The sequence below is a fragment of the Halomonas urmiana genome (assembly GCF_005780185.1).
Classification (GTDB): domain Bacteria; phylum Pseudomonadota; class Gammaproteobacteria; order Pseudomonadales; family Halomonadaceae; genus Halomonas; species Halomonas urmiana.
This window is the reverse complement of sequence record NZ_VBUI01000001.1, coordinates 196,039-215,217: the sequence shown is the minus strand read 5'-3', so window position 1 is coordinate 215,217 and position 19,179 is coordinate 196,039. Positions and strand designations below refer to the sequence as shown.

Annotated in this window: 20 protein-coding genes; 3 read left to right on the top strand and 17 right to left on the bottom strand. The window is 65.9% G+C overall.

Annotated elements, in window-relative coordinates; translation table 11 throughout:
• Positions 1-12 precede the first annotated feature (12 nt).
• The 17 genes from atpD to argC form a co-directional block, all read right to left on the bottom strand.
• Entirely contained in the window at positions 13-1,389 is a 1,377-nt protein-coding gene (atpD, locus tag FEI13_RS01060) for a F0F1 ATP synthase subunit beta (protein ID WP_138178821.1), read from the bottom strand.
• 65 nt (positions 1,390-1,454) lie between these two features.
• Positions 1,455-2,336 carry a F0F1 ATP synthase subunit gamma gene (gene atpG, locus FEI13_RS01055; RefSeq protein ID WP_138178820.1) on the bottom strand — a complete coding sequence of 294 codons (882 nt, stop codon included), beginning with the start codon at positions 2,334-2,336 and terminating at the stop codon, positions 1,455-1,457.
• A gap of 71 nt (positions 2,337-2,407) precedes the next feature.
• Complete coding sequence (gene atpA, locus FEI13_RS01050; RefSeq protein ID WP_138178819.1) at positions 2,408-3,952, bottom strand: F0F1 ATP synthase subunit alpha; 1,545 nt, start codon at positions 3,950-3,952, stop codon at positions 2,408-2,410.
• A 16-nt stretch (positions 3,953-3,968) separates the two neighbouring features.
• Positions 3,969-4,508 carry a F0F1 ATP synthase subunit delta gene (locus FEI13_RS01045; RefSeq protein WP_138178818.1) on the bottom strand — a complete coding sequence of 180 codons (540 nt, stop codon included), beginning with the start codon at positions 4,506-4,508 and terminating at the stop codon, positions 3,969-3,971.
• Between the two features lie 11 nt (positions 4,509-4,519).
• Complete coding sequence (locus tag FEI13_RS01040; protein WP_138178817.1) at positions 4,520-4,990, bottom strand: F0F1 ATP synthase subunit B; 471 nt, start codon at positions 4,988-4,990, stop codon at positions 4,520-4,522.
• 75 nt (positions 4,991-5,065) lie between these two features.
• Complete coding sequence (gene atpE, locus FEI13_RS01035; protein WP_138178816.1) at positions 5,066-5,293, bottom strand: F0F1 ATP synthase subunit C; 228 nt, start codon at positions 5,291-5,293, stop codon at positions 5,066-5,068.
• A gap of 58 nt (positions 5,294-5,351) precedes the next feature.
• Positions 5,352-6,179, bottom strand: coding sequence for a F0F1 ATP synthase subunit A (gene atpB, locus FEI13_RS01030; protein ID WP_138178815.1), 828 nt, complete (start codon positions 6,177-6,179; stop codon positions 5,352-5,354).
• Positions 6,180-6,193: 14 nt separating this feature from the next.
• Positions 6,194-6,580, bottom strand: coding sequence for an ATP synthase subunit I (locus FEI13_RS01025; protein ID WP_138178814.1), 387 nt, complete (start codon positions 6,578-6,580; stop codon positions 6,194-6,196).
• A gap of 228 nt (positions 6,581-6,808) precedes the next feature.
• Entirely contained in the window at positions 6,809-7,723 is a 915-nt protein-coding gene (locus FEI13_RS01020) for a ParB/RepB/Spo0J family partition protein (protein WP_138178813.1), read from the bottom strand.
• A gap of 41 nt (positions 7,724-7,764) precedes the next feature.
• Positions 7,765-8,535: a ParA family protein gene (locus FEI13_RS01015; RefSeq protein WP_138178812.1), complete on the bottom strand. Its 771-nt coding sequence runs from the start codon at positions 8,533-8,535 to the stop codon at positions 7,765-7,767.
• 31 nt (positions 8,536-8,566) lie between these two features.
• Complete coding sequence (gene rsmG / locus FEI13_RS01010) at positions 8,567-9,229, bottom strand: 16S rRNA (guanine(527)-N(7))-methyltransferase RsmG (protein ID WP_138178811.1); 663 nt, start codon at positions 9,227-9,229, stop codon at positions 8,567-8,569.
• A complete protein-coding gene (gene mnmG, locus FEI13_RS01005) occupies positions 9,226-11,130 on the bottom strand; it encodes a tRNA uridine-5-carboxymethylaminomethyl(34) synthesis enzyme MnmG (protein ID WP_138178810.1) in 1,905 nt (634 codons plus the stop codon). Before mnmG ends, rsmG begins: the two co-directional genes overlap by 4 nt.
• Before the next feature lie 565 nt (positions 11,131-11,695).
• The gene (locus FEI13_RS01000; protein ID WP_138178809.1) at positions 11,696-12,469 is read right to left on the bottom strand and encodes an amino acid ABC transporter ATP-binding protein; all 774 of its coding nucleotides are present in this window, start codon (positions 12,467-12,469) and stop codon (positions 11,696-11,698) included.
• Between the two features lie 12 nt (positions 12,470-12,481).
• Complete coding sequence (locus FEI13_RS00995; protein WP_138178808.1) at positions 12,482-13,153, bottom strand: amino acid ABC transporter permease; 672 nt, start codon at positions 13,151-13,153, stop codon at positions 12,482-12,484.
• Positions 13,154-13,263: 110 nt separating this feature from the next.
• Complete coding sequence (locus FEI13_RS00990; protein ID WP_138178807.1) at positions 13,264-14,031, bottom strand: transporter substrate-binding domain-containing protein; 768 nt, start codon at positions 14,029-14,031, stop codon at positions 13,264-13,266.
• Between the two features lie 113 nt (positions 14,032-14,144).
• Positions 14,145-14,498, bottom strand: a complete 354-nt coding sequence (gene erpA / locus FEI13_RS00985) for an iron-sulfur cluster insertion protein ErpA (protein ID WP_138178806.1) — start codon at positions 14,496-14,498, stop codon at positions 14,145-14,147.
• A 301-nt stretch (positions 14,499-14,799) separates the two neighbouring features.
• Positions 14,800-15,834, bottom strand: coding sequence for an N-acetyl-gamma-glutamyl-phosphate reductase (gene argC, locus FEI13_RS00980; protein WP_138178805.1), 1,035 nt, complete (start codon positions 15,832-15,834; stop codon positions 14,800-14,802).
• Between the two features lie 127 nt (positions 15,835-15,961).
• On the opposite strand from argC, the gene FEI13_RS00975 reads away from it, so the two are divergent.
• Genes FEI13_RS00975 through thiD form a run of 3 tightly spaced genes read left to right on the top strand, consistent with a single transcriptional unit; the run spans position 15,962 to position 19,029 of the window.
• A complete protein-coding gene (locus FEI13_RS00975; protein ID WP_138178804.1) occupies positions 15,962-17,731 on the top strand; it encodes a chloride channel protein in 1,770 nt (589 codons plus the stop codon).
• Positions 17,732-17,740: 9 nt separating this feature from the next.
• A complete protein-coding gene (hemJ, locus tag FEI13_RS00970) occupies positions 17,741-18,172 on the top strand; it encodes a protoporphyrinogen oxidase HemJ (protein WP_138178803.1) in 432 nt (143 codons plus the stop codon).
• On the top strand, positions 18,172-19,029 hold the full coding sequence (thiD, locus tag FEI13_RS00965; RefSeq protein WP_138178802.1) for a bifunctional hydroxymethylpyrimidine kinase/phosphomethylpyrimidine kinase: 858 nt from the start codon (positions 18,172-18,174) through the stop codon (positions 19,027-19,029). Before hemJ ends, thiD begins: the two co-directional genes overlap by 1 nt.
• Positions 19,030-19,179 lie beyond the last annotated feature (150 nt).

The window sequence follows — 19,179 nt, the reverse complement described above, 5'->3', positions numbered from 1 at the left end:
CAGGTGGAGGGATTACTTCATCTGGTTGGCTTTCTCGACGGCCTCGTCGATGGTGCCGACCATGTAGAAGGCCTGCTCGGGCAGCTCGTCATACTCACCGTCGAGGATACCCTGGAAGCCGCGGATGGTGTCCTTCAGGGACACGTACTTGCCGGGCGACCCGGTGAAGACCTCGGCGACGAAGAACGGCTGCGACAGGAAGCGCTGGATCTTACGCGCCCGGGAGACGGCCAGCTTGTCCTCGTCGGACAGCTCGTCCATGCCCAGGATGGCGATGATGTCCTTGAGCTCCTTGTAGCGCTGCAGCACGCCCTGCACGCCGCGAGCGGTGCCGTAGTGCTCGTCGCCGACGACCAGCGGGTCGAGCTGGCGCGAGGTGGAGTCCAGCGGATCGATGGCCGGGTAGATACCCAGCTCGGCGATCGAGCGCGCCAGTACCACGGTCGCATCCAGGTGCGAGAAGGTGGTCGCCGGGGACGGGTCGGTCAGGTCATCCGCGGGCACGTAGACGGCCTGTACGGAGGTGATCGAGCCATCCTTGGTGGAGGTGATGCGCTCCTGCAGGACGCCCATCTCCTCGGCCAGGGTCGGCTGGTAGCCCACCGCGGAGGGCATGCGGCCCAGCAGGGCGGAGACCTCGGTACCGGCCAGGGTGTAGCGGTAGATGTTATCGACGAACAGCAGTACGTCGCGGCCTTCATCGCGGAACTTCTCGGCGATGGTCAGGCCGGTCAGGGCCACGCGCAGACGGTTGCCGGGCGGCTCGTTCATCTGACCGTAGACCAGCGACACCTTGTCGATGACGTTGGATTCGGTCATCTCGTGATAGAAGTCGTTACCCTCACGAGTCCGCTCGCCCACGCCGGCAAACACGGAGTAGCCGCTATGCTCGGTGGCGATGTTGCGGATCAGCTCCATCATGTTGACGGTCTTGCCGACGCCGGCGCCGCCGAACAGGCCGACCTTGCCGCCCTTGGCGAACGGGCACACCAGATCGATGACCTTGATGCCGGTCTCCAGCAGCTCCTCGGACGCGGCCTGATCGGCATAGCCCGGCGCCTTGCGGTGAATCGGCATGCGCTCTTCTTCGCCGATCTCGCCCGCCTCGTCGATGGGCTCGCCCAGCACGTTCATGATGCGGCCCAGGGTCTCCTTGCCGACCGGCACGGAGATGGGGGCACCGGTGCCGACCACGTTCAGGCCGCGCTTGAGGCCTTCGGTGGTGCCCATGGCGATGGTGCGCACCACGCCGTCACCCAGCTGCTGCTGGGTCTCGAGAACGGTCCCGGTGTCCGAGACCTTCAGCGCGTCGTAGACCTTGGGCACATCGTCCCGCGGAAACTCTACGTCAATCACCGCGCCGATGATTTGTACGATACGTCCGCTCATCTTGGTTCCTCTCAAATACCTGCAAATGAAACCTGCTTGCCGGGAGGGCAGTGCCCTCCCCGACGCTAAACGGCGGCGGCGCCACCGACGATCTCGGAGATTTCCTGGGTAATGGCCGCCTGACGGGCCTTGTTGTACACCAGCTCCAGGTCGTCGATCAGATTGCCGGCGTTGTCGGTGGCGCTCTTCATGGCGATCATCCGAGCGGCCTGCTCGCACGCCACGTTCTCGACCACCGCCTGATAGACCTGCGCCTCGACGAAGCGCACGAGTAAGCTATCCAGCAGCGCCTTGGCATCCGGCTCATACAGGTAGTCCCAGCTACCGGGACGCTTGTTTTCTTCGGTGGACGCTTCCGTCCCCATCTCGGCCGACAGGGGCAACAGCTGACGCACCACCGGCTTCTGGGTCATGGTGTTGACGAACTCGTTGAACACCACGTAGAGGCGGTCCAGCTTGCCCTCGTCGTATGCATCCAGCATGACCTTCACGCTGCCGATCAGGTCCTCCGGATCCGGCGCCTCGCCCAGGCCACTCTTGGCCGCGACCAGGCTGCCGCCGAACTTGCGGAAGAAACCGGTGGCCTTGCTGCCCAGGGCACAGAAGTCGAGTTCGGCGCCCTGCTCACGCTGGGCCTTGGCATCCTTCACCACGGACTTGAACAGGTTGACGTTGAGGCCACCGCACAGCCCGCGGTCGGAGGAGACCACGATGTAGCCGACCCGCTTGACCTCGCGCTCTTCCATCCACGGATGCTTGTACTCCGGGTTGGCATCGGCGACGTGGCCCACGACTTTGCGGATCTGCTTGGCATAGGGCTGGCTGGCCTTCATCCGGTCCTGTGCCTTGCGCATCTTCGACGCAGCCACCATTTCCATGGCGCTGGTGATCTTCTGCGTGTTCTTGATGCTCCCGATCTGGGTGCGAATCTCTTTTGCAGCTGCCATAGCGATCTACCTTATCGTTCGTGGCCCTCAGAAAGCTCCAGGGCCCGCCCCGGAGGAGCGGGCCGTCGGCATTACCAGCTCTGAGTGGCCTTGAACTTCTCGAGACCAGCCTTGAGGCCCGACTTGATCTCGTCGCTGTAGTCGCCGGTCTGGTTGATCGTCTCGAGCAGCTCGGCGTGCTCGGACTTCATGTAGTCCTGCAGCGCGCGCTCGAAGTCCAGCACCTTGTTGACCTCGACGTCGTCCAGATGCCCCTCGTTGGCGGCATACAGGGAGACGGCCATCTCGGCCACGGACATCGGCGCATACTGATGCTGCTTCATCAGCTCGGTGACGCGCTGACCGTGCTCGAGCTGCTTGCGGGTGGCCTCGTCCAGGTCGGAGGCGAACTGGGCGAAGGCCGCCAGCTCGCGGTACTGGGCCAGGGCCAGACGCACGCTGCCGCCGAGCTTCTTGATGATCTTGGTCTGGGCCGAGCCGCCGACACGCGACACCGAGAGGCCGGCATTGATGGCCGGACGGATGCCCGAGTTGAACAGGTCGGTCTCGAGGAAGATCTGTCCGTCGGTGATCGAGATCACGTTGGTCGGAACGAACGCGGAGACGTCGCCGCCCTGGGTCTCGATGATCGGCAAGGCCGTCAGCGAACCGGTCTTGCCCTTCACTTCGCCATTGGTGAACTTCTCGACGTAGTCGGCGTTCACGCGAGCGGCACGCTCGAGCAGGCGGGAGTGGAGGTAGAAGACGTCGCCCGGGAAGGCTTCGCGGCCCGGCGGACGACGCAGCAGCAGGGAGACCTGGCGATAGGCCACGGCCTGCTTGGAGAGATCGTCGTAGACGATCAGCGCGTCTTCGCCGCGGTCGCGGAAGTACTCGCCCATGGTGCAGCCGGAGTAGGCGGCGAGGAACTGCATCGGGGCCGGATCGGCAGCGCCGGCGGCGACCACGATGGTGTGTTCCATGGCACCGTGCTCTTCGAGCTTGCGCACCACGTTGGCAATGGTCGACTGCTTCTGGCCGATCGCCACGTAGACACAGGTGACGCCCTTGCCCTTCTGGTTGATGATGGCATCGATGGCGATGGCCGACTTGCCGATCTGGCGGTCGCCGATGATCAGCTCACGCTGGCCGCGGCCGATCGGCACCATGGCATCGATGGACTTGAAACCGGTCTGGATCGGCTGGTCGACGGACTGACGGGTGATGACGCCGGGGGCGACCTTTTCCACCGCGTCGGTCAGCTTGGTGTTGAGATCACCCTTGCCGTCGATGGGGTTGCCCAGGGCATCGACCACGCGACCGGCGAGCTCGGGACCCACCGGCACCTCGAGGATGCGCCCGGTGCACTGGGCGGTCATGCCCGCTTCGAGCTTCAGGTAGTCACCCAGCACCACGGCGCCGACGTTGTCGCGCTCGAGGTTCAGCGTCATACCGTAGATGCCGCCGGGGAACTCGATCATCTCGCCGAACATCGCGTCGGCCAGGCCGTGGATCTGCACGATACCGTCAGACACGCTGACGATGGTGCCCTGATTACGGGCTTCGGATGCGACATCCAGCTTTTCGATACGCTGCTTGATGATGTCGCTGATCTCGGAAGGATTCAGTTGCTGCATGCCATGTCCCTCAGACTCAGGCGGAAAGGGCCTCGTGGAGGCGATTCAGTCGACCGCGTACCGAGCCGTCGATGACGGTGTCGCCGGCACGCAGGATGACGCCTCCCAGGAGGGTGGAATCCACCTGAGTGGTAATGGAGATTTCGCGGTTCAGACGCTTGGCCAGTGCACTCGCGAGCTTGTCCTGCTGCTTATCATCCAGCGGGAAGGCGGAGACGATGTTCACGTCCATGCGCTTCTCCTGCTGGGCCTTGAGCATGGTGAACTGCTCGACGATGGCCGGAAGCGCCGCCAGGCGGCCCTTCTGGCCCACCAGGCGCAGGAAGTTGCGGACGGCGTCGCTCACGGCGTCGCCACAGACGTCGACGACCACATCGGCCTTCTGGGTGCTCGACAGCTTCGGGTTGCCGAGCACGAGGCGCTGCATGTCGTCGTCTTCGACGACACGCGCCGCGGTCTCGAGCATTCCGGCCCAGCCATCCAGTGCCTGCTGCTCAACGGCGTACTCGAAGGCCGCCTTGGCGTAGGGTCGTGCGACGGTAGACGTTTCCGCCATGGGTCACCTCCTCAAAGCTCGTTGGCGAGTTCGTCGACGAGCTTGCCGTGCTTCTTCTCGTCGATGGAGGCTTCCAGGATCCGCTCCGCACCCACGATGGCGAGACGCGACACCTGCACCCGCAGATCTTCCTTCGCGCGATTCACTTCCTGATCGATCTCGGACTTGGCCTGAGCGATCATCCGCTCGCCTTCCTGACGCGCCTGGTCACGCGCCTCCTCGATCATCTGGCTGGACCGCTTGTGGGCCTGCTCCAGGATTTCGGCGGCCTGCTCCTTGCTCTCGCGCAGCGTCTCGCCAGCCTGTTCTTCGGCCAGCTCCAGGTCACGCGAGGCGCGGCTAGCCGCGTCCAGGCCGTCGGCGATCTTCTTCTGACGCTCATGGAGCGCGTTGCTGATCGGCGGCCACACAAACTTAATGCAAAATCCGACGAAGATCGCGAAGGCGATCATCTGTCCGATTAGCGTCATGTTGATATTCACAGGGACGTACCTCTGACAGATTCGTGGCGTCCGGAAACAAGCAAACCGAGCGCGGTGCGCTCGGTGTGCCAAACGTTAACCGGCGACGACGAAGATCAGGTACATCGCGATGCCGACGCCGATCATGGGCACGGCGTCCAGCAGGCCCGCCATCAGGAAGGTCTTGGTCTGCAACTGGTCGCCCAGCTCCGGCTGGCGAGCGGTAGTCTCGAGCAGCTTGCCACCCAGCAGGGCGAAGCCGATGCCGGTACCCAGTGCGCCCAGGCCGATCATGAGAGAGGCAGCAATGTAGATGAGTTCCATGGTGATGCTCCTATCGAGTTTAAGTTAAGGTTCAAGGGTTTAGCGGGTGTTACGTGATTCAGTGATGCTCATGTGCCGCGTTCAGGTAGACCACCGTCAGGACGGTGAAGATGAACGCCTGCAGGGTGATGACCAGGATGTGGAAGATGGCCCAGGGCACGTTCAGCGTCCAGGAGACCCAGAACGGCAGCAGCGCGATCAGCAGGAAGATGACCTCGCCGGCGAACAGGTTGCCGAAGAGTCGCAGGCCCAGGCTCAGCGGTTTCACCAGCAGGCCGATGAGCTCCATGATCAGGTTGAAGGGGATCAGCAGCCAGTGATTGAACGGGGTGAACGAGAGCTCCTTGATGAAGCCGCCGGCGCCCTTGACCTTGATGCTGTAGTAGATGATCAGGCAGAACACGCCCAGCGCCATGCCGAGGGTGATGTTGGGATCGGTGGTCGGCACGAGCTTCATGTACTCGACGCCGAACTTGGCGAACAGCTCCGGCATCAGGTCCACGGGCACCAGCTTCAGCAGGTTCATCAGGAAGATCCAGACGAACAGCGTCAGCGCCAGCGGGGCGATCACCGGGTTCTTGCCGTGCAGGAAGGCGCCGCGCACCGTGCCCTCGACGAACTCGAAGATCATCTCGATGGCGCACTGCAGCTTGCCGGGCACGCCGGTGGTGGCGGCCTTGCCGACCATGCGGAACAGCCAGATGAACAGCGCGCCCATCGCCAGCGACCAGCCCATGGTGTCCAGGTGGATCGCCCAGAAGCCCATTTCCTGAGCTTCGCCGGCCGACTGGGCCAGCGACCAGCCATTCTCGGGATGGTAGCCGTAGGTCAGATTCTGCAGGTGGTGCTGAATATACTCCGTGGGAGTCGAGTTGTTGCCTGCCATGAGCTGCCTCGATTTCAGTTGGGTGTCTGTCGCGTCATCTGCCAGGAGGCCAGCCAGTACGCGAACAGGGTCACCACATAAGCGCCAAAGAATAAAGCATGATTTGAGAGGGGCACTGTGACGAACACCAGTGTGAAGAGTGCCACTGTCAAACCAAACTTTCCGGCCGCCGCGCGGTAGAGACCGTGGACCGCTCGGCGTGCCTGGCGACCGCCGCGGTGGCGAAACATGCGCCAGGCGAAGTAGACGTTAGGCAGCAGCGCCACGGCGCTCCCCACCAGGGCCGAGACGGCATCGGCGGGACCTTGGAACCCGGCGGCAAGCCCGACCATGACCGCCATGGCGGCAAGCTGTGCGATCCACAGTGGTCGCAGGCTGGGACGCCTAATCCTGGCTGCCATGAGGGTCTCCGTTCGCGCTACCGATGGTCGGCGACCCGTCTGCTTCGCTGATCCTCGCCGCGCGCGGGCCAACGAAAGGTCCGGCGCGATTATAGGGAAGGCCCACCCAGGCTTCAACCGAGAACGCCGCCATTGGACGCGATATCTCGTTGCTCTACGACTAAAAGTCGATAAATTCGCCCAGCACGTTTAGCCGGCTAATGGCCGTAACGTCTCGTCAACGCCCCGCTAGCGGATGTGCTCGAGGATCCCGTCGAGCTCATCGAGGCTCGCATAGCGGATCGTCACGCGCCCCTTACCGCCGCGTCCGTGCTGAATCTTCACCGGCGCCCCCAGCACCTCGGCGAGGCGCGTTTCGAGGCCGGCCACGTCGGCGGACGGCGCCTCGGGGGCGGGCTTCGCCGGCTCGCCATTGGCCAGGCGCTTGACCAGCGCCTCGGTGTCACGAACGGTGAGGTCCTTGTTGACCACCTCATGGGCGGCCTTGCGCTGCTTGGCCCCCGACAGCGCCAGCAGCGCCCGGGCATGGCCCATGTCCAGGTCGCCGCGCTCGAGCAGGGTCTGCACCTCGGGGTCCAGCGTCAGCAGGCGCAGCAGGTTGGCCACCTGGGCGCGGGAGCGGCCTACGGCATCGGCGGTCTGCTGCTGGGTCAGCGAGAACTCCTCGAGCAGCCGCTTCAGCGCCATCGCCTCCTCGATCGGGTTGAGGTCCTCGCGCTGGATGTTCTCGATCAGCGCCAGGGCCAGCGCCACCTCGTCGCTCACCTCACGGATCACCGCGGGAATCACGTCGAGCTCGGCGAGCTGGGCGGCCCGCCAGCGGCGCTCACCGGCGATGATCTCGTAGCGCGCCTCGCCCACGGGGCGCACCACGATCGGCTGCATCACGCCCTGAGCGCGGATCGAGTCGGCGAGCTCCTCGAGGGCCTCGGGCTGGATGTCGCGACGCGGCTGATACTTGCCGCGTGAGAGCTGCCCCAGCGGCAGGCGCTCGAGGCGCTCCTCGGGCTCGGGCGCCCGAGGCGCCGAGGGTTCGAGGCCCTCCTCGATCTCGACCTCGGGCAGGTCCAGGCTTTCACGACGGCGGGCGTTGGCACCGATCAGGGCATCCAGGCCACGTCCCAGGGCGCGTTTACGCGTCATCGACATTCCCTCATCACTACCAGCGGTGTGCGACGGCCGGCCTACAGCGACAGGCGTCGGATCAGTTCCTTGGCCAGCACCCGATGGGCCTGGCTGCCTCGCGAGAAGCGCGCGTACTTGGTCACCGGCAGCCCATGGCTGGGGGCCTCGGCGACCCGAATATTGCGCGGAATGGTGGTCTTGAGCAGCGCGTCACCGAAGTAGTCGCGCAGCTGCTTGCTGACGTCCCGGGTCAGGCTGTTGCGGGCGTCGAACATGGTCCGCAGGATACCGAAGATCTCGATCTGCGGGTTCACGCTGTCCTTGATCTGCTCAACGGTATCGAGCAGCGCCGAGAGCCCTTCCAGGGCATAGAACTCGCACTGCAGGGGGATCAGAACCCCGTCGGCGGCGGTCAACGCGTTCACGGTCAGCATGTTCAGCGACGGCGGGCAGTCGATCAGCACCACGTCGTATTCGCCGGCAAGCTCGGCCAGGGCCGTGACCAGTTTGCGCTCCCGGCCGTCGCCACCGCCGAGCAGCTCCACTTCGGCGGCGGTCAGGTCGCCGTTGCCGGGCAGCAGGGCGTAGCCGGCCTGGGGGCAATCGAGGATCACCTCGGTGGGTTTCTTGTCGCCCAGCACCACGTCGAGCACGCTGCCGTCCAGGTCATGCTTGTCGGCGCCGCTGCCCATGGTGGCGTGCCCCTGGGGGTCCAGGTCGACCAGCAGCACGCGGCGATCCAGCGCAGCCAGGCTGGCGGCGAGGTTGACGGCGGTCGTGGTCTTGCCCACGCCGCCCTTCTGGTTGGTCAAGGCAATGATCTTGGTCACGTGCAACTCCCTTGCTGGGGAAACAGACGCCTCAGGGGCAGGCCCCGTCGGACGTCCGGTGGCGCAGGACCACCAGCGGTCGACTGCCGGTCTCGAAGGGGACCGCGAGGTCATGACGGGCCGCCACGGCGATCGTCTCGGGCAGGCCGGCCAGCTCATCATCCACGGCGGGGCCCTTCATAGCCAGCCACTCGCCGTCGGGTCCCACCAGGGATGCGGTCAGGGCGACGAAATCGCCGAGGCTCGAGAAGGCCCGCGAGATCACCTGCGCGTAGCCGCCGGCCACCGGCGTGAAGGCTTCTACCCGCGCCTGCACCGGGGTGACGTTGGTCAGGCCCAGCTCCATCACGGCCTGACGCTGGAAGCGCACCTTCTTGCCGTTGCTGTCGAGCAGCGTGACCGCCAGCGACGGCCGGAGGATGGCCAGGACCAGCCCGGGAAGCCCCGGACCCGAACCCACGTCGAGCAGCGTCGGCCCTTCGACGAAGGGCAGCACCGCGGCGCTGTCGAGCAGATGGCGGCTGACCATCTCCTCCGGCGCGCGTATCGCGGTGAGGTTATAGGCGCGGTTCCACTTGTGCAACAGCCCCACCAGCCCCAGCAGGCGTGCGCGCTGCTCGGCATCCACGGAGACGTCCAGCGCGGCCAGGCCGTGGTCGAGGCGCGCCTCGACGTTCGCGTCGACGCCGATCATGTGTTGACCGCCCGGCTGTCGTCGAGTAGGCGTCGCTTCTTGAGGTGGATCAGCAGGATCGACACCGCGGCCGGTGTCACGCCGGAGATGCGCCCCGCCTGGGCCAGGGTCCCGGGGCGCGCGTCCTCGAGCTTCTGGCGAATCTCGTTGGAGAGACCCTCGACACGCTGGTAGTCCAGGTCGGTCGGCAGCGGGGTCGCCTCGTGGCGCTTGAGCTTATCGATCTCGTTCTGTTGACGATCGATGTAGCCCTGGTACTTGGCCTGGATCTGCACCTGGTCGGCCACCGCCTCGTCCTCGACGGGAGCGCCCTCGATGCCGGGCAGGTCGGCGAGGTCCGTGTAGACGAGCTCGGGGCGCTTGAGCAGGTCCAGCAGGCTGTACTCGCGCGGCAGCGGCGCGCCGGTCCTGGCCTCGACCCGTGCGGCCGCGGGGCTGCCCGGCTGCACCCAGCTGGCCTTGAGGCGGGCGCTTTCGCGCTCCACGGCGTCGCGCTTGGTGGCGAATGCCGCCCAGCGGGCGTCGTCGACCAGGCCGAGCTCGCGGCCCAGCTCGGTGAGCCGCATGTCGGCGTTGTCCTCGCGCAGCAGCAGCCGGTATTCGGCCCGAGAGGTGAACATCCGGTAGGGCTCCTTCGTCCCCAGGGTGATCAGGTCGTCAACCAGCACGCCCAGATAGGCTTCGTCACGACGCGGCGACCAGGCCTCCTGTCCACGGGCCCGGCGGGCGGCGTTGAGCCCCGCCAGCAGCCCCTGGGCTCCCGCTTCCTCGTAGCCGGTGGTGCCGTTGATCTGGCCGGCGAAGAACAGGTTGTGGATGAATTTGGTCTCCAGCGAGTGCTTGAGGTCGCGTGGGTCGAAGAAATCGTACTCGATGGCATAGCCCGGGCGGGTGATATGGGCGTTCTCGAAGCCGTTGATCGAGCGCACCACCTGCAGCTGCACGTCGAAGGGCAGCGAGGTGGAGATGCCGTTGGGATAGAGCTCATGGGTATCGAGGCCCTCGGGCTCGACGAACACCTGGTGGCTGGCCTTGTCGGCGAAGCGGTGCACCTTGTCCTCGATGGACGGGCAGTAGCGCGGCCCGACGCCCTCGATCACCCCCGAGTACATCGGCGAGCGATCGAGATTGGCGTGGATGATCTCGTGGGTGCGCTCGTTGGTGTGCGCGATGTGGCAGCTCACCTGGCGGGGATGCATCTCGCGGCTGCCCTGGTAGGACATCACCGGGGTCGGCGTGTCGCCGGGCTGCTCCTCGAGCGAGGCCAGATCGATGCTCTTGGCATCGAGCCGCGGCGGTGTGCCGGTCTTGAGGCGATCGACCCGGAACGGCAGTGCCCGCAGCCGCTCGGCCAGGCCGTTGGAGGCGGGATCCCCGGCGCGACCGCCGCGGCTGGTGTCGAGCCCGATGTGGATCACGCCGCCGAGGAAGGTGCCCGTGCACAGCACCACCGTCTCGGCGAGGAAGCGGATGCCGGTCTCGGTGACCACGCCCCGCACGGTGTCGCCGTCGACGATCAGGTCGCCCGCCGCCTGCTGGAAGAGGGTCAGGTTGGCCTGGTTCTCCAGCATGGTGCGGATCGCGGCCTTGTAGCGGACCCGGTCGGCCTGGGCGCGGGTGGCCCGGACCGCCGGCCCCTTGCGGGCATTGAGCACGCGAAACTGGATGCCGCCGTGGTCGGTTGCCAGGCCCATGGCACCGCCCAGGGCATCGATCTCCTTGACCAGATGACTCTTGCCGATCCCGCCGATGGCGGGATTGCAGGACATCTGGCCGAGCGTCTCGATGTTATGGGTCAGCAGCAAGGTCCGGCAGCCCATGCGGGCCGAGGCCAGGGCGGCTTCGGTTCCGGCATGGCCGCCGCCGATGACGATGACGTCAAAGCGGTCGGGGTACTCCAAGGGTCACCTCTTGGCGCGGTGCGCCGATGTGGCTGTCAGGGGTGGAAATCAGCGGGCCAGTATAAACCCCCTGTGGGTAATCGTCAGGGTTTTCCACACCCGAATTCCTTCCCGGTGGCCGTCATCTCTCTTCATATACAATAAAACAGAATATAAAAGAGAAGTTCTGTTGTAGTTGTAACTACTGGTGTGGACATTTTTAGTGGATAAGCTAATAAATCTTACTTTTATCAACAGCTTGCATTGTTGATCCCTCGTCGGAGAAAGGCGTGACAGCCTGCGGACGAGGTGTCCGGAGGCTGTGGACGGAATGGCGACTTGTCCACACGGGAAAAAGATCACCGCTTGTCCACCGTTCTCTACCGGGCTTGTTACCGTGGCTGTGAACACTCGAGAGCCAGGCGTCCATCTCCGCGTATGACGGGGCCTGCAGGCGGATCTAGGCAGGTTCCAGAAAACTTCTGTCCACAGGCAAAAAAAGGCCCTGTCGATAACGACAGGGCCTTTTTTGGAGGGATGCTGAAGGGCTGGTTAGAGGCTCCCGAGGGGATCGGAGGAGGCAAGATCAGTGCTTGAGGACGCGCGAGAGGAAGCTCTGGGTGCGTTCGTTCCGAGGTGAATCGAAGACCTCCTCGGGCGGCCCCTCCTCGGTGATCTCACCCTTGTGAATGAAGATCACTCGGTCGGCGACCTCACGGGCGAAGCCCATCTCGTGGGTCACGATCAGCATGGTCATGCCTTCCTTTGCCAGTTCCCGCATGGCGTCCAGGACCTCGCCGATCATCTCCGGATCGAGTGCCGAGGTGGGCTCGTCGAACAGCATCAGGCGCGGCTCCATGGCCAGCGCACGGGCCAGGGCTACGCGCTGCTGCTGGCCACCGGAGAGCTGACCAGGATGCTTGGCGGCCTGGTCGCTGATGCCGACCCGCTCGAGCAGGCGCTCGGCGGTCTCGATAGCGTCCTCCCGGCTCCAGCCGCGCACCTTCATCGGCGCCAGGGTCACGTTGTCCAGCACGCTCAGATGGGGGAAGAGGTTGAACTGCTGGAAGACCATGCCGACCTCGGTACGGATCTTCTGCAGCGCCGCCGAGGCCTTGCCGTGGGGCACCAGCTGGCTGCCATCGACCTCCAGGTAGCCCTGCTGGAACTCCTCGAGGCCGTTGATGCAGCGGATCAGCGTCGACTTGCCCGAGCCGCTGGCACCGATGATCACCACGACCTCGCCGGGGGAGACCGACAGGTCGATGTCCTTCAGCACATGCAGGCTGCCGAAATGCTTGTTGACCTTGTCCATGCGCACGATGGGATCGCTGCCGGACGTGGACTTCTCGTGTGTCATGTCGCGCGTTCCTTATTGTCCGACCAGGCCTCTGCGCTCGAGCTGGCGCAGCACGAACGAGAGGGTCAGGGTGATCGCCAGATAGAGCAGGGCGACCATCAGGTAGACCTCGAGGGCATTGAAGGTGGTCGCGATGTAGACCTGGCCCTGGCGGACCAGTTCGCCGACCCCGATCACCGAGAACAGCGAGGTGTCCTTGATGCTGATGATGCCCTGGTTACCGAGCGATGGGATCATGCGTCGGAAGGCCTGGGGCCAGATGATGTAGCGGAAGGTCTGGCGGCGTGAAAGGCCGAGTGACAGGCCCGCCTCGCGCTGCCCGCGCTCGATGGACTGCACGCCGCCGCGCACGATCTCCGAGATATAGGCGCCGGAGTTGACGGCGATGGCGGCGATCCCGGCCACGAGGGCGTTGATCGGGCCGCCCAGCAGCTGCGGCAGACCATAGAAGATGAACAGCACCTGCACCAGCACCGGGGTGCCGCGGAAGATCTCGATGTAGGCCACGGCCGGGATCTTCAGCCAGGCGAGGCGACTGATGCGCAGCAGGCCGAAGAGGATGCCGATCAGAAAGCCGATGGCCAGGCCACCGAAGGAGATCAGCAGGGTATAGGGGATACCCTTGATCAGGAAGGGAATGGAGGCAAAGGCCGCCTGCCAGTCGAATTGGAAGGTGACGTCCACAAGATTTCTCCGTCAAGACGCGGGGGATGACGACGGGGGAAGGTACCGGGGGCACAACGCAGCGGGGTCGGGCCTCATGACCCGACCCCGCTGACGGAAGTCACCGGGCATCACTCGCCGCTGGCGCTACCGAACCACTTGGCGTGGATCTCGTCGTAGGTGCCGTCTTCCTTCATCTCGGCCAGGGCCTCGTTGACGGGCTCGACCCACTCGCTGCCCTCGACGAAGACGATGCCGTACTGCTGGCCCTCGTAGAGGTCGCCCACGACCTTCACGCGACCCTCACCCTTGGTCTGGGAGAAGTAGCCGACGTTGGGCGCATCGTAGAAGACCGCATCGACGCTGCCGCCGAGCAGGGCCATGTACATGTCGCTGCTGCCCGGGTAGGGGGTGATGTCGGCGTCCTCGCCGAGGTTTTCCTGGAGGAAGTCGTAGCTGGTGGAGCCGACCTTGGTGCCGATCTTCTTGCCGTTCAGGTCCTCGAGCTCTTGGACGCTGTCGTCGTTGGCACCGACCAGGATGCGCAGGCCGCTGTCGTAGTAGGGATCGGAGAAGTCGACGATCTCGGCACGCTCGTCGGTGATGGTGATGCCGGCGATGGCGATGTCGACGTTGCCGGTCTGCACGGCGGGAATGATGCCGTTGAAGTCCATCGTGCGCAGGTTGTACTCGAAGCCGGCCCGCTCGGCCAGTTCGCTGATGATGTCCATGTCGAAGCCGACCATCTCGCCGGATTCCTGATCCATCATCTCGAAGGGTACGAAGCTCGGGTCGGTGACGACCTCGAGCACGTGCTCATCGGCATTGGCAAGCGTAGCACCACCCAGTCCAATGGCGATGCTGGCGGCCAGCGCGGCTTGTTTCAGTTGCGGTTTCATAGCATTCCCCGTGGAAGGATTTCTTATCATTCGCGCCATCAACGATGGCGAGTTCCCGGAGAAGCGTCAAGTGACGGGCCAGGCGGCTTTGGCCGCTGAGCCAACGTTGTCGCTCAGACCATGAAGGAGGCGCCGCACCCGCAGGTGGTGGTGGCGTTGGGGTTCTGGACCAGGAAGCGGGCACCGGCGAGGCCCTCCTCGTAGTCGACGGTGGAGCCGACCAGGTACTGATAGGAGAGCGGGTCGACCACCAGGGCCACCGCGCCGAACTCGACGAGGGTATCGTCCTCGGCGGTCTCCTCGGCGAAGTCGAAGCCGTACTGGAAGCCCGAGCAGCCACCGCCGGTGACGTAGACGCGCAGCTTGAGCCGGGGGTTACCCTGTTCCTCGATCAGCGCCGCGAGTCGTGCCCGGGCGCCGTCGGAGAGCATCAAGGGGGTGGGAACGAAGGATTCGGCACCGCTCATGGGTGACCTCCCCTGGATCGATGAATGTCGTGGCAGCAGACGATTATCCACATTCCCCAGCAAAAGGGTCAACTTTTGTGGGACTAACTACGGGCTGTGCCGGGGAAGGTCCCGAAGTGTCGGACCATCGAGGAGGCACTGTGAATACTTCCCTGACGCTACCTACGCCCTGCTCCGCTCGCAGGACCGGTGCTGGCCATCCATGGCCAGCCCGTTCGGAGTGATGCTCCTCACCCATGGCGTGGACCTCCTCTTCGACCATCTCCCGGCGCCCTCTGGTGCTGGGATCTGACTGCTGCAATCAGGGCATCATCGCCGGGGCATCGAGGCCGGCGGTCTCGTCGAGGCCGAACATCAGGTTGAGGTTGTGCACGGCCTGGCCCGAGGCGCCCTTGACCAGGTTGTCGATCACCGAGAGCACCACCACGGTGTCGCCGTCGCCGGGGCGATGCACCGCCAGCCGGCAGACGTTGGCGCCCTTGACGCTGCGTGTCTCGGGGTGGCTGCCGGCGGGCATCACGTCGACGAAGGGCTCGCTGGCGAAGCGGCGCTCGAAGAGCGCCTGGAGATCGCCCGGCTCGCCGGTGAGGCGCCCGTAGAGGGTGGCGTGGATGCCGCGGATCATCGGCGTTAGGTGTGGCACGAAGGTCAGGCCCACTGGGCCGCCGGCGGCATCGCCGAGCCCCTGGCGGATCTCGGGCAGGTGACGGTGGCCTGAGGCGCCATAGGCCTTCATGGACTCGCTGGCCTCGGCCATCAGCGAGGGTACCTTGGCGCCGCGTCCGGCCCCGGTCACGCCGGACTTGCAGTCGGCGATCACGTGCTCGACATCGATCAGGCCGGCCTCCAGCAGCGGCAGCAGGCCGAGCTGCACGGCGGTGGGATAGCAGCCGGGAACCGCGATCAGCCGGGCCTCGCGGATGCGCTCGCGGCGGACCTCCGGCAGGCCGTAGATCGCCTCGCCGAGCAACGCCGGGGCGCCGTGGGCCTGCCCGTACCAGTGCGCCCACTCGTCGGCGTCGCGCAGCCGGAAGTCGGCCGACAGGTCGATTACCCGGGTGCCGCGCTCGAGCAGCTCGCCCGCCAGCGCGTGGGCCACGCCGTGGGGGGTGGCGAAGAAGACCGCGTCGCAGCGTCCCAGCCGGTCGGCATCGGGCAGGCTGAAGGCCAGCTCGTCGTAGTGGCCACGCAGGTTGGGGTACAGCTCGCTGACGGCCATGCCCGCCTCGGAGCGCGAGGTGATGGCATCCACCTCCACGTCCGGATGACGAGCCAGCAGCCTGAGCAGTTCGACGCCGGTGTATCCGGTGCCGCCGACGATTCCGACCTTGATCACGATGGACTCCTGGGAACGGGGCTGGGATGGGAAGCGCTGAGACCTCTGTGTCTGGATATGATACACAAGAGGGCAGGGTCCACCCAGACGGGGGGCCCCGATGCTCAGGCCGAACAGGAACGTCGCCGTGCCACGCTTCTCGCTACCCGACTTCAGCCTGGATGGCTTCCGTCGCCAGCTGGCCAATGTGGATGCCCTGCCCCAGCTGTGCGTGCTGGGCGTGGTCTCGGGGTTGATCACCGGGGGACTGATGGTGGTGTTCCGGCTGCTGCTCGCCCTCGGTGCCCTGGCCTTCATGCCCGACGGCAATCCCGAGGCCTTCGAGCAGCTCCCGCCCTGGGGGCGTGCCCTGCTGCCGCTGCTGGCGGTGACGCTGATCGGCCTGTGGCTGTGGCGCCAGCCGGTCGCCAACCGCAAGATCGGCGTGGCCCACGTGATCGAGCGGCTGACCTACCACCAGGGACGCTTCCCGCTGCGCAACTGGATTACCCAGTGGTGGGTCGGGCTGATCTCGGTGCTCGGCGGCCTCTCCGCCGGGCGCGAGGGGCCGGCCATCCACTTGGGGGCCGCGGCCGTCAGCGGCCTCGGCCAGCGCCTCAAGCTGCCTCACAACAGCCTGCGGGTGCTGGTGGCCTGCGGCACCGCGGCGGGCATCTCGGCCTCCTTCCATACCCCCATCGCCGGGGTCATCTTCGCCATGGAAGTGGTGATGATGGAGTACACCATCGTCGGTTTCATGCCGGTGATCCTGGCCTCGACCATGGGGGCGGTGGTGGCTCAGCTAGTCTTCGGCACCGAACGCGCCTTCCAGGCCTCCGACGTGGCGCTGGGCTCGCTGGTCAATCTGCCGTGGCTGGTCATCTGCGCCCTGATCATCGGTCTGCTGGCCGGGCTCTTCGTCAGGGTGGCGCGCTCCGGACGCCGCCTGGAGCGGCTGCCTTGGGGCGTGCGCTGTGCGCTGGTCGGAGTGGTAGTGGGCGGTGTGGCCTGGTGGTACCCCCAGGTGCAGGGCATGGGCTATGACACCCTGGCCCTGACCCTCTCGGGAGGCCTGCCGCTGGACGTGCTGCTGGCGGTGGCCATCGGCAAGCTGCTGCTCACCGCCGGCGCCGTGGCCTGCGGCATCCCGGTCAGCATCATCGGGCCGGTGCTGGTGGTGGGTGCCGCGGCCGGCACCCTGCTGGGCCTGCTCGGTGCCCAGCTGATGCCGAGCCTGGCCGCCGGTCCCGAGATCTACGGCATGCTCGGCATGGCGGCCATGATGGGCGCGGTGCTGCAGGCCCCGCTGGCTGCGCTGATGGCGCTGCTCGAGTTGACCAACAACCCCAACATCATCCTACCGGGCATGCTGGCGGTGGTGGTCGCGGGGCTGACCTCCCGCCAGCTGTGCCGCTGCGACGGCTTCTTCATCAGCGTCACCCGACACGGCCTGCACCCCCTGCAACAGCCGCTGATGCAGGCACTCTCCCGGGTGTCGGTGCCGGCGGTCATGGAGCGTAGCCTGGTGCGCAGCACCCGCATGGTGACCCGCGACCAGGCCCGGGCCCTGCTCGAGGCCAATCCCGTTTGGGTGCTGATCGAGCGCTCCTCCGCCGACAAGCCGCTGCTGGCGCTGAAGGCCGCCGATCTGGCGCGCTGGCTGCTGGAGCACGATGAGGAGAGCGCCGATGACAGCGCGCTGCTGGACCTGGTCGAGATCCCCGGCCAGCGCCTGGACTTGGCGCCGATCCACCTGCAGGCGACGCTGACCGAGGCCTTCGACCGGCTCAACGACAAGGCGGTGGACGCCCTCTACGTGGAGCACGGTCATCGGCCGAAGAACAAGCGGATTTCCGGTATCATCACCCGCGACGCCATCGAGCGACACTATCGTTTTTCCGATTCATCAAACGGCTGAGGAGTCGTCATGTACCTGTGGATGAAGGCCCTGCACCTGGTGGCCATGGTGACCTGGTTCGCTGCCCTCTTTTATCTCCCGCGCCTCTACGTCTACCACGCCCAGGCCCGTGACCGCGGCGAGCAGCAGGCGATCGACCACTTCCTCGTCATGGAGCGCAAGCTCTATCGCGGCATCATGACCCCGTCGATGATCGCCGTGCTGCTCTTCGGTGGCGCCATGCTGGCGCTCAATCCCGCCTGGCTCGGCCAGGGCTGGCTTCACGCCAAGCTCGCGCTGGTGGTGGTGCTGGTGGCCTATCACCATGTCTGCCTGATCTACCTGAAGCAGTTCGCCGCGGCGCGCTGCACACGCGGCCACGTCTTCTTCCGCTGGTTCAACGAGCTGCCGGTGATCGCCCTGCTGCTGATCATCTTCCTCGCCGTGATGAAGCCCTTCTGATGGCCGATGACGCGGAACTGACTCCTCACCTGCCGACCGTGCTGGTGCTGGCCGGCCACGATCCGACCGGCGGCGCCGGCCTGGTCGCCGACAGCGAGGCGGTGGCCGCCTGCGGCGGCTGGGCCTTGACGCTACCCACGGCGCTGACGGTGCAGAACTGTCGCGACGTCAGCGCCGTGCGCCCCGTCGGCGCCGATGACCTGCGCGCCATGGCGGCGGCCCTCGACGAGTTCGAAATCGCCGCCATCAAGATCGGCGTGATCCCCGACGTCGCCGTCCTGGATGCCGTGGTGGACATCGTGCGGCGGCGTCCGGGCGTGCCGGTGGTGATGGATCCGGTGCTCAGCGCCGGCGGCGGCAGCGAGTTGTCCACAATCGAGCTGATCGACGCCATCCGCCATCACCTGCTACCGCTTGTGGATATCCTGACGCCCAATCGGCGCGAGCTGGCTCGGCTGGCCGACCCCGACGGCGACGACGATACCGAACGGGCGGTGGCGCTGATGTCACTGGGCTGCCAGGCGCTGTTGGTCACCGGTACCGACGATCCCGAGGGGCGGGTGCCGGCCGATCGCGTGGAGCACACCCTGCACGCCCCGGACACCAGCCGCCAGTGGACCTGGCCGCGCCTGGCCGGCGTCTTCCACGGCTCCGGCTGTACCCTGGCGAGCGCCCTGGCGGCGCGTCTGGCCGCGGGGGAGTCGCTGGTCGTCGCCTGCGAGCAGGCTCAGGCCTTCACCTGGCAGGCGTTGGCACACGGCTGGCAACCCGGCAGGGATCAGCGCCTGCCCCGTCGCCTCTGGGAGCTGCCGGCGCTGCCCGCCGGTCTCGCTCCCGGAGCGACGAGCGGGTGCTGATGCCGGACGGGCTGGTCATCGCCCCCCCCGGCAGACGAGAATAGGGACGAATTCGGGCCCCGCCGGTCGCCTGTCGTTCGGCGACATTCACCGGCTTTTCACCGCCCGTCACAGTTTTATCCAGAGAACTATCCATAGCCTGCCCGACGG

Excerpts from the sequence above, each read along its gene's own strand:
- atpD (WP_138178821.1), bottom strand. The coding sequence starts at position 1,389 with ATGAGCGGACGTATCGTACAAATCATCGGCGCGGTGATTGACGTAGAG.
- atpG (WP_138178820.1), bottom strand. The coding sequence starts at position 2,336 with ATGGCAGCTGCAAAAGAGATTCGCACCCAGATCGGGAGCATCAAGAAC.
- atpA (WP_138178819.1), bottom strand. The coding sequence starts at position 3,952 with ATGCAGCAACTGAATCCTTCCGAGATCAGCGACATCATCAAGCAGCGT.
- FEI13_RS01045 (WP_138178818.1), bottom strand. The coding sequence starts at position 4,508 with ATGGCGGAAACGTCTACCGTCGCACGACCCTACGCCAAGGCGGCCTTC.
- atpE (WP_138178816.1), bottom strand. The coding sequence starts at position 5,293 with ATGGAACTCATCTACATTGCTGCCTCTCTCATGATCGGCCTGGGCGCA.
- atpB (WP_138178815.1), bottom strand. The coding sequence starts at position 6,179 with ATGGCAGGCAACAACTCGACTCCCACGGAGTATATTCAGCACCACCTG.
- FEI13_RS01025 (WP_138178814.1), bottom strand. The coding sequence starts at position 6,580 with ATGGCAGCCAGGATTAGGCGTCCCAGCCTGCGACCACTGTGGATCGCA.
- FEI13_RS01020 (WP_138178813.1), bottom strand. The coding sequence starts at position 7,723 with ATGACGCGTAAACGCGCCCTGGGACGTGGCCTGGATGCCCTGATCGGT.
- rsmG (WP_138178811.1), bottom strand. The coding sequence starts at position 9,229 with ATGATCGGCGTCGACGCGAACGTCGAGGCGCGCCTCGACCACGGCCTG.
- FEI13_RS01000 (WP_138178809.1), bottom strand. The coding sequence starts at position 12,469 with ATGACACACGAGAAGTCCACGTCCGGCAGCGATCCCATCGTGCGCATG.
- FEI13_RS00990 (WP_138178807.1), bottom strand. The coding sequence starts at position 14,031 with ATGAAACCGCAACTGAAACAAGCCGCGCTGGCCGCCAGCATCGCCATT.
- erpA (WP_138178806.1), bottom strand. The coding sequence starts at position 14,498 with ATGAGCGGTGCCGAATCCTTCGTTCCCACCCCCTTGATGCTCTCCGAC.
- hemJ (WP_138178803.1), top strand. The coding sequence starts at position 17,741 with ATGTACCTGTGGATGAAGGCCCTGCACCTGGTGGCCATGGTGACCTGG.
- thiD (WP_138178802.1), top strand. The coding sequence starts at position 18,172 with ATGGCCGATGACGCGGAACTGACTCCTCACCTGCCGACCGTGCTGGTG.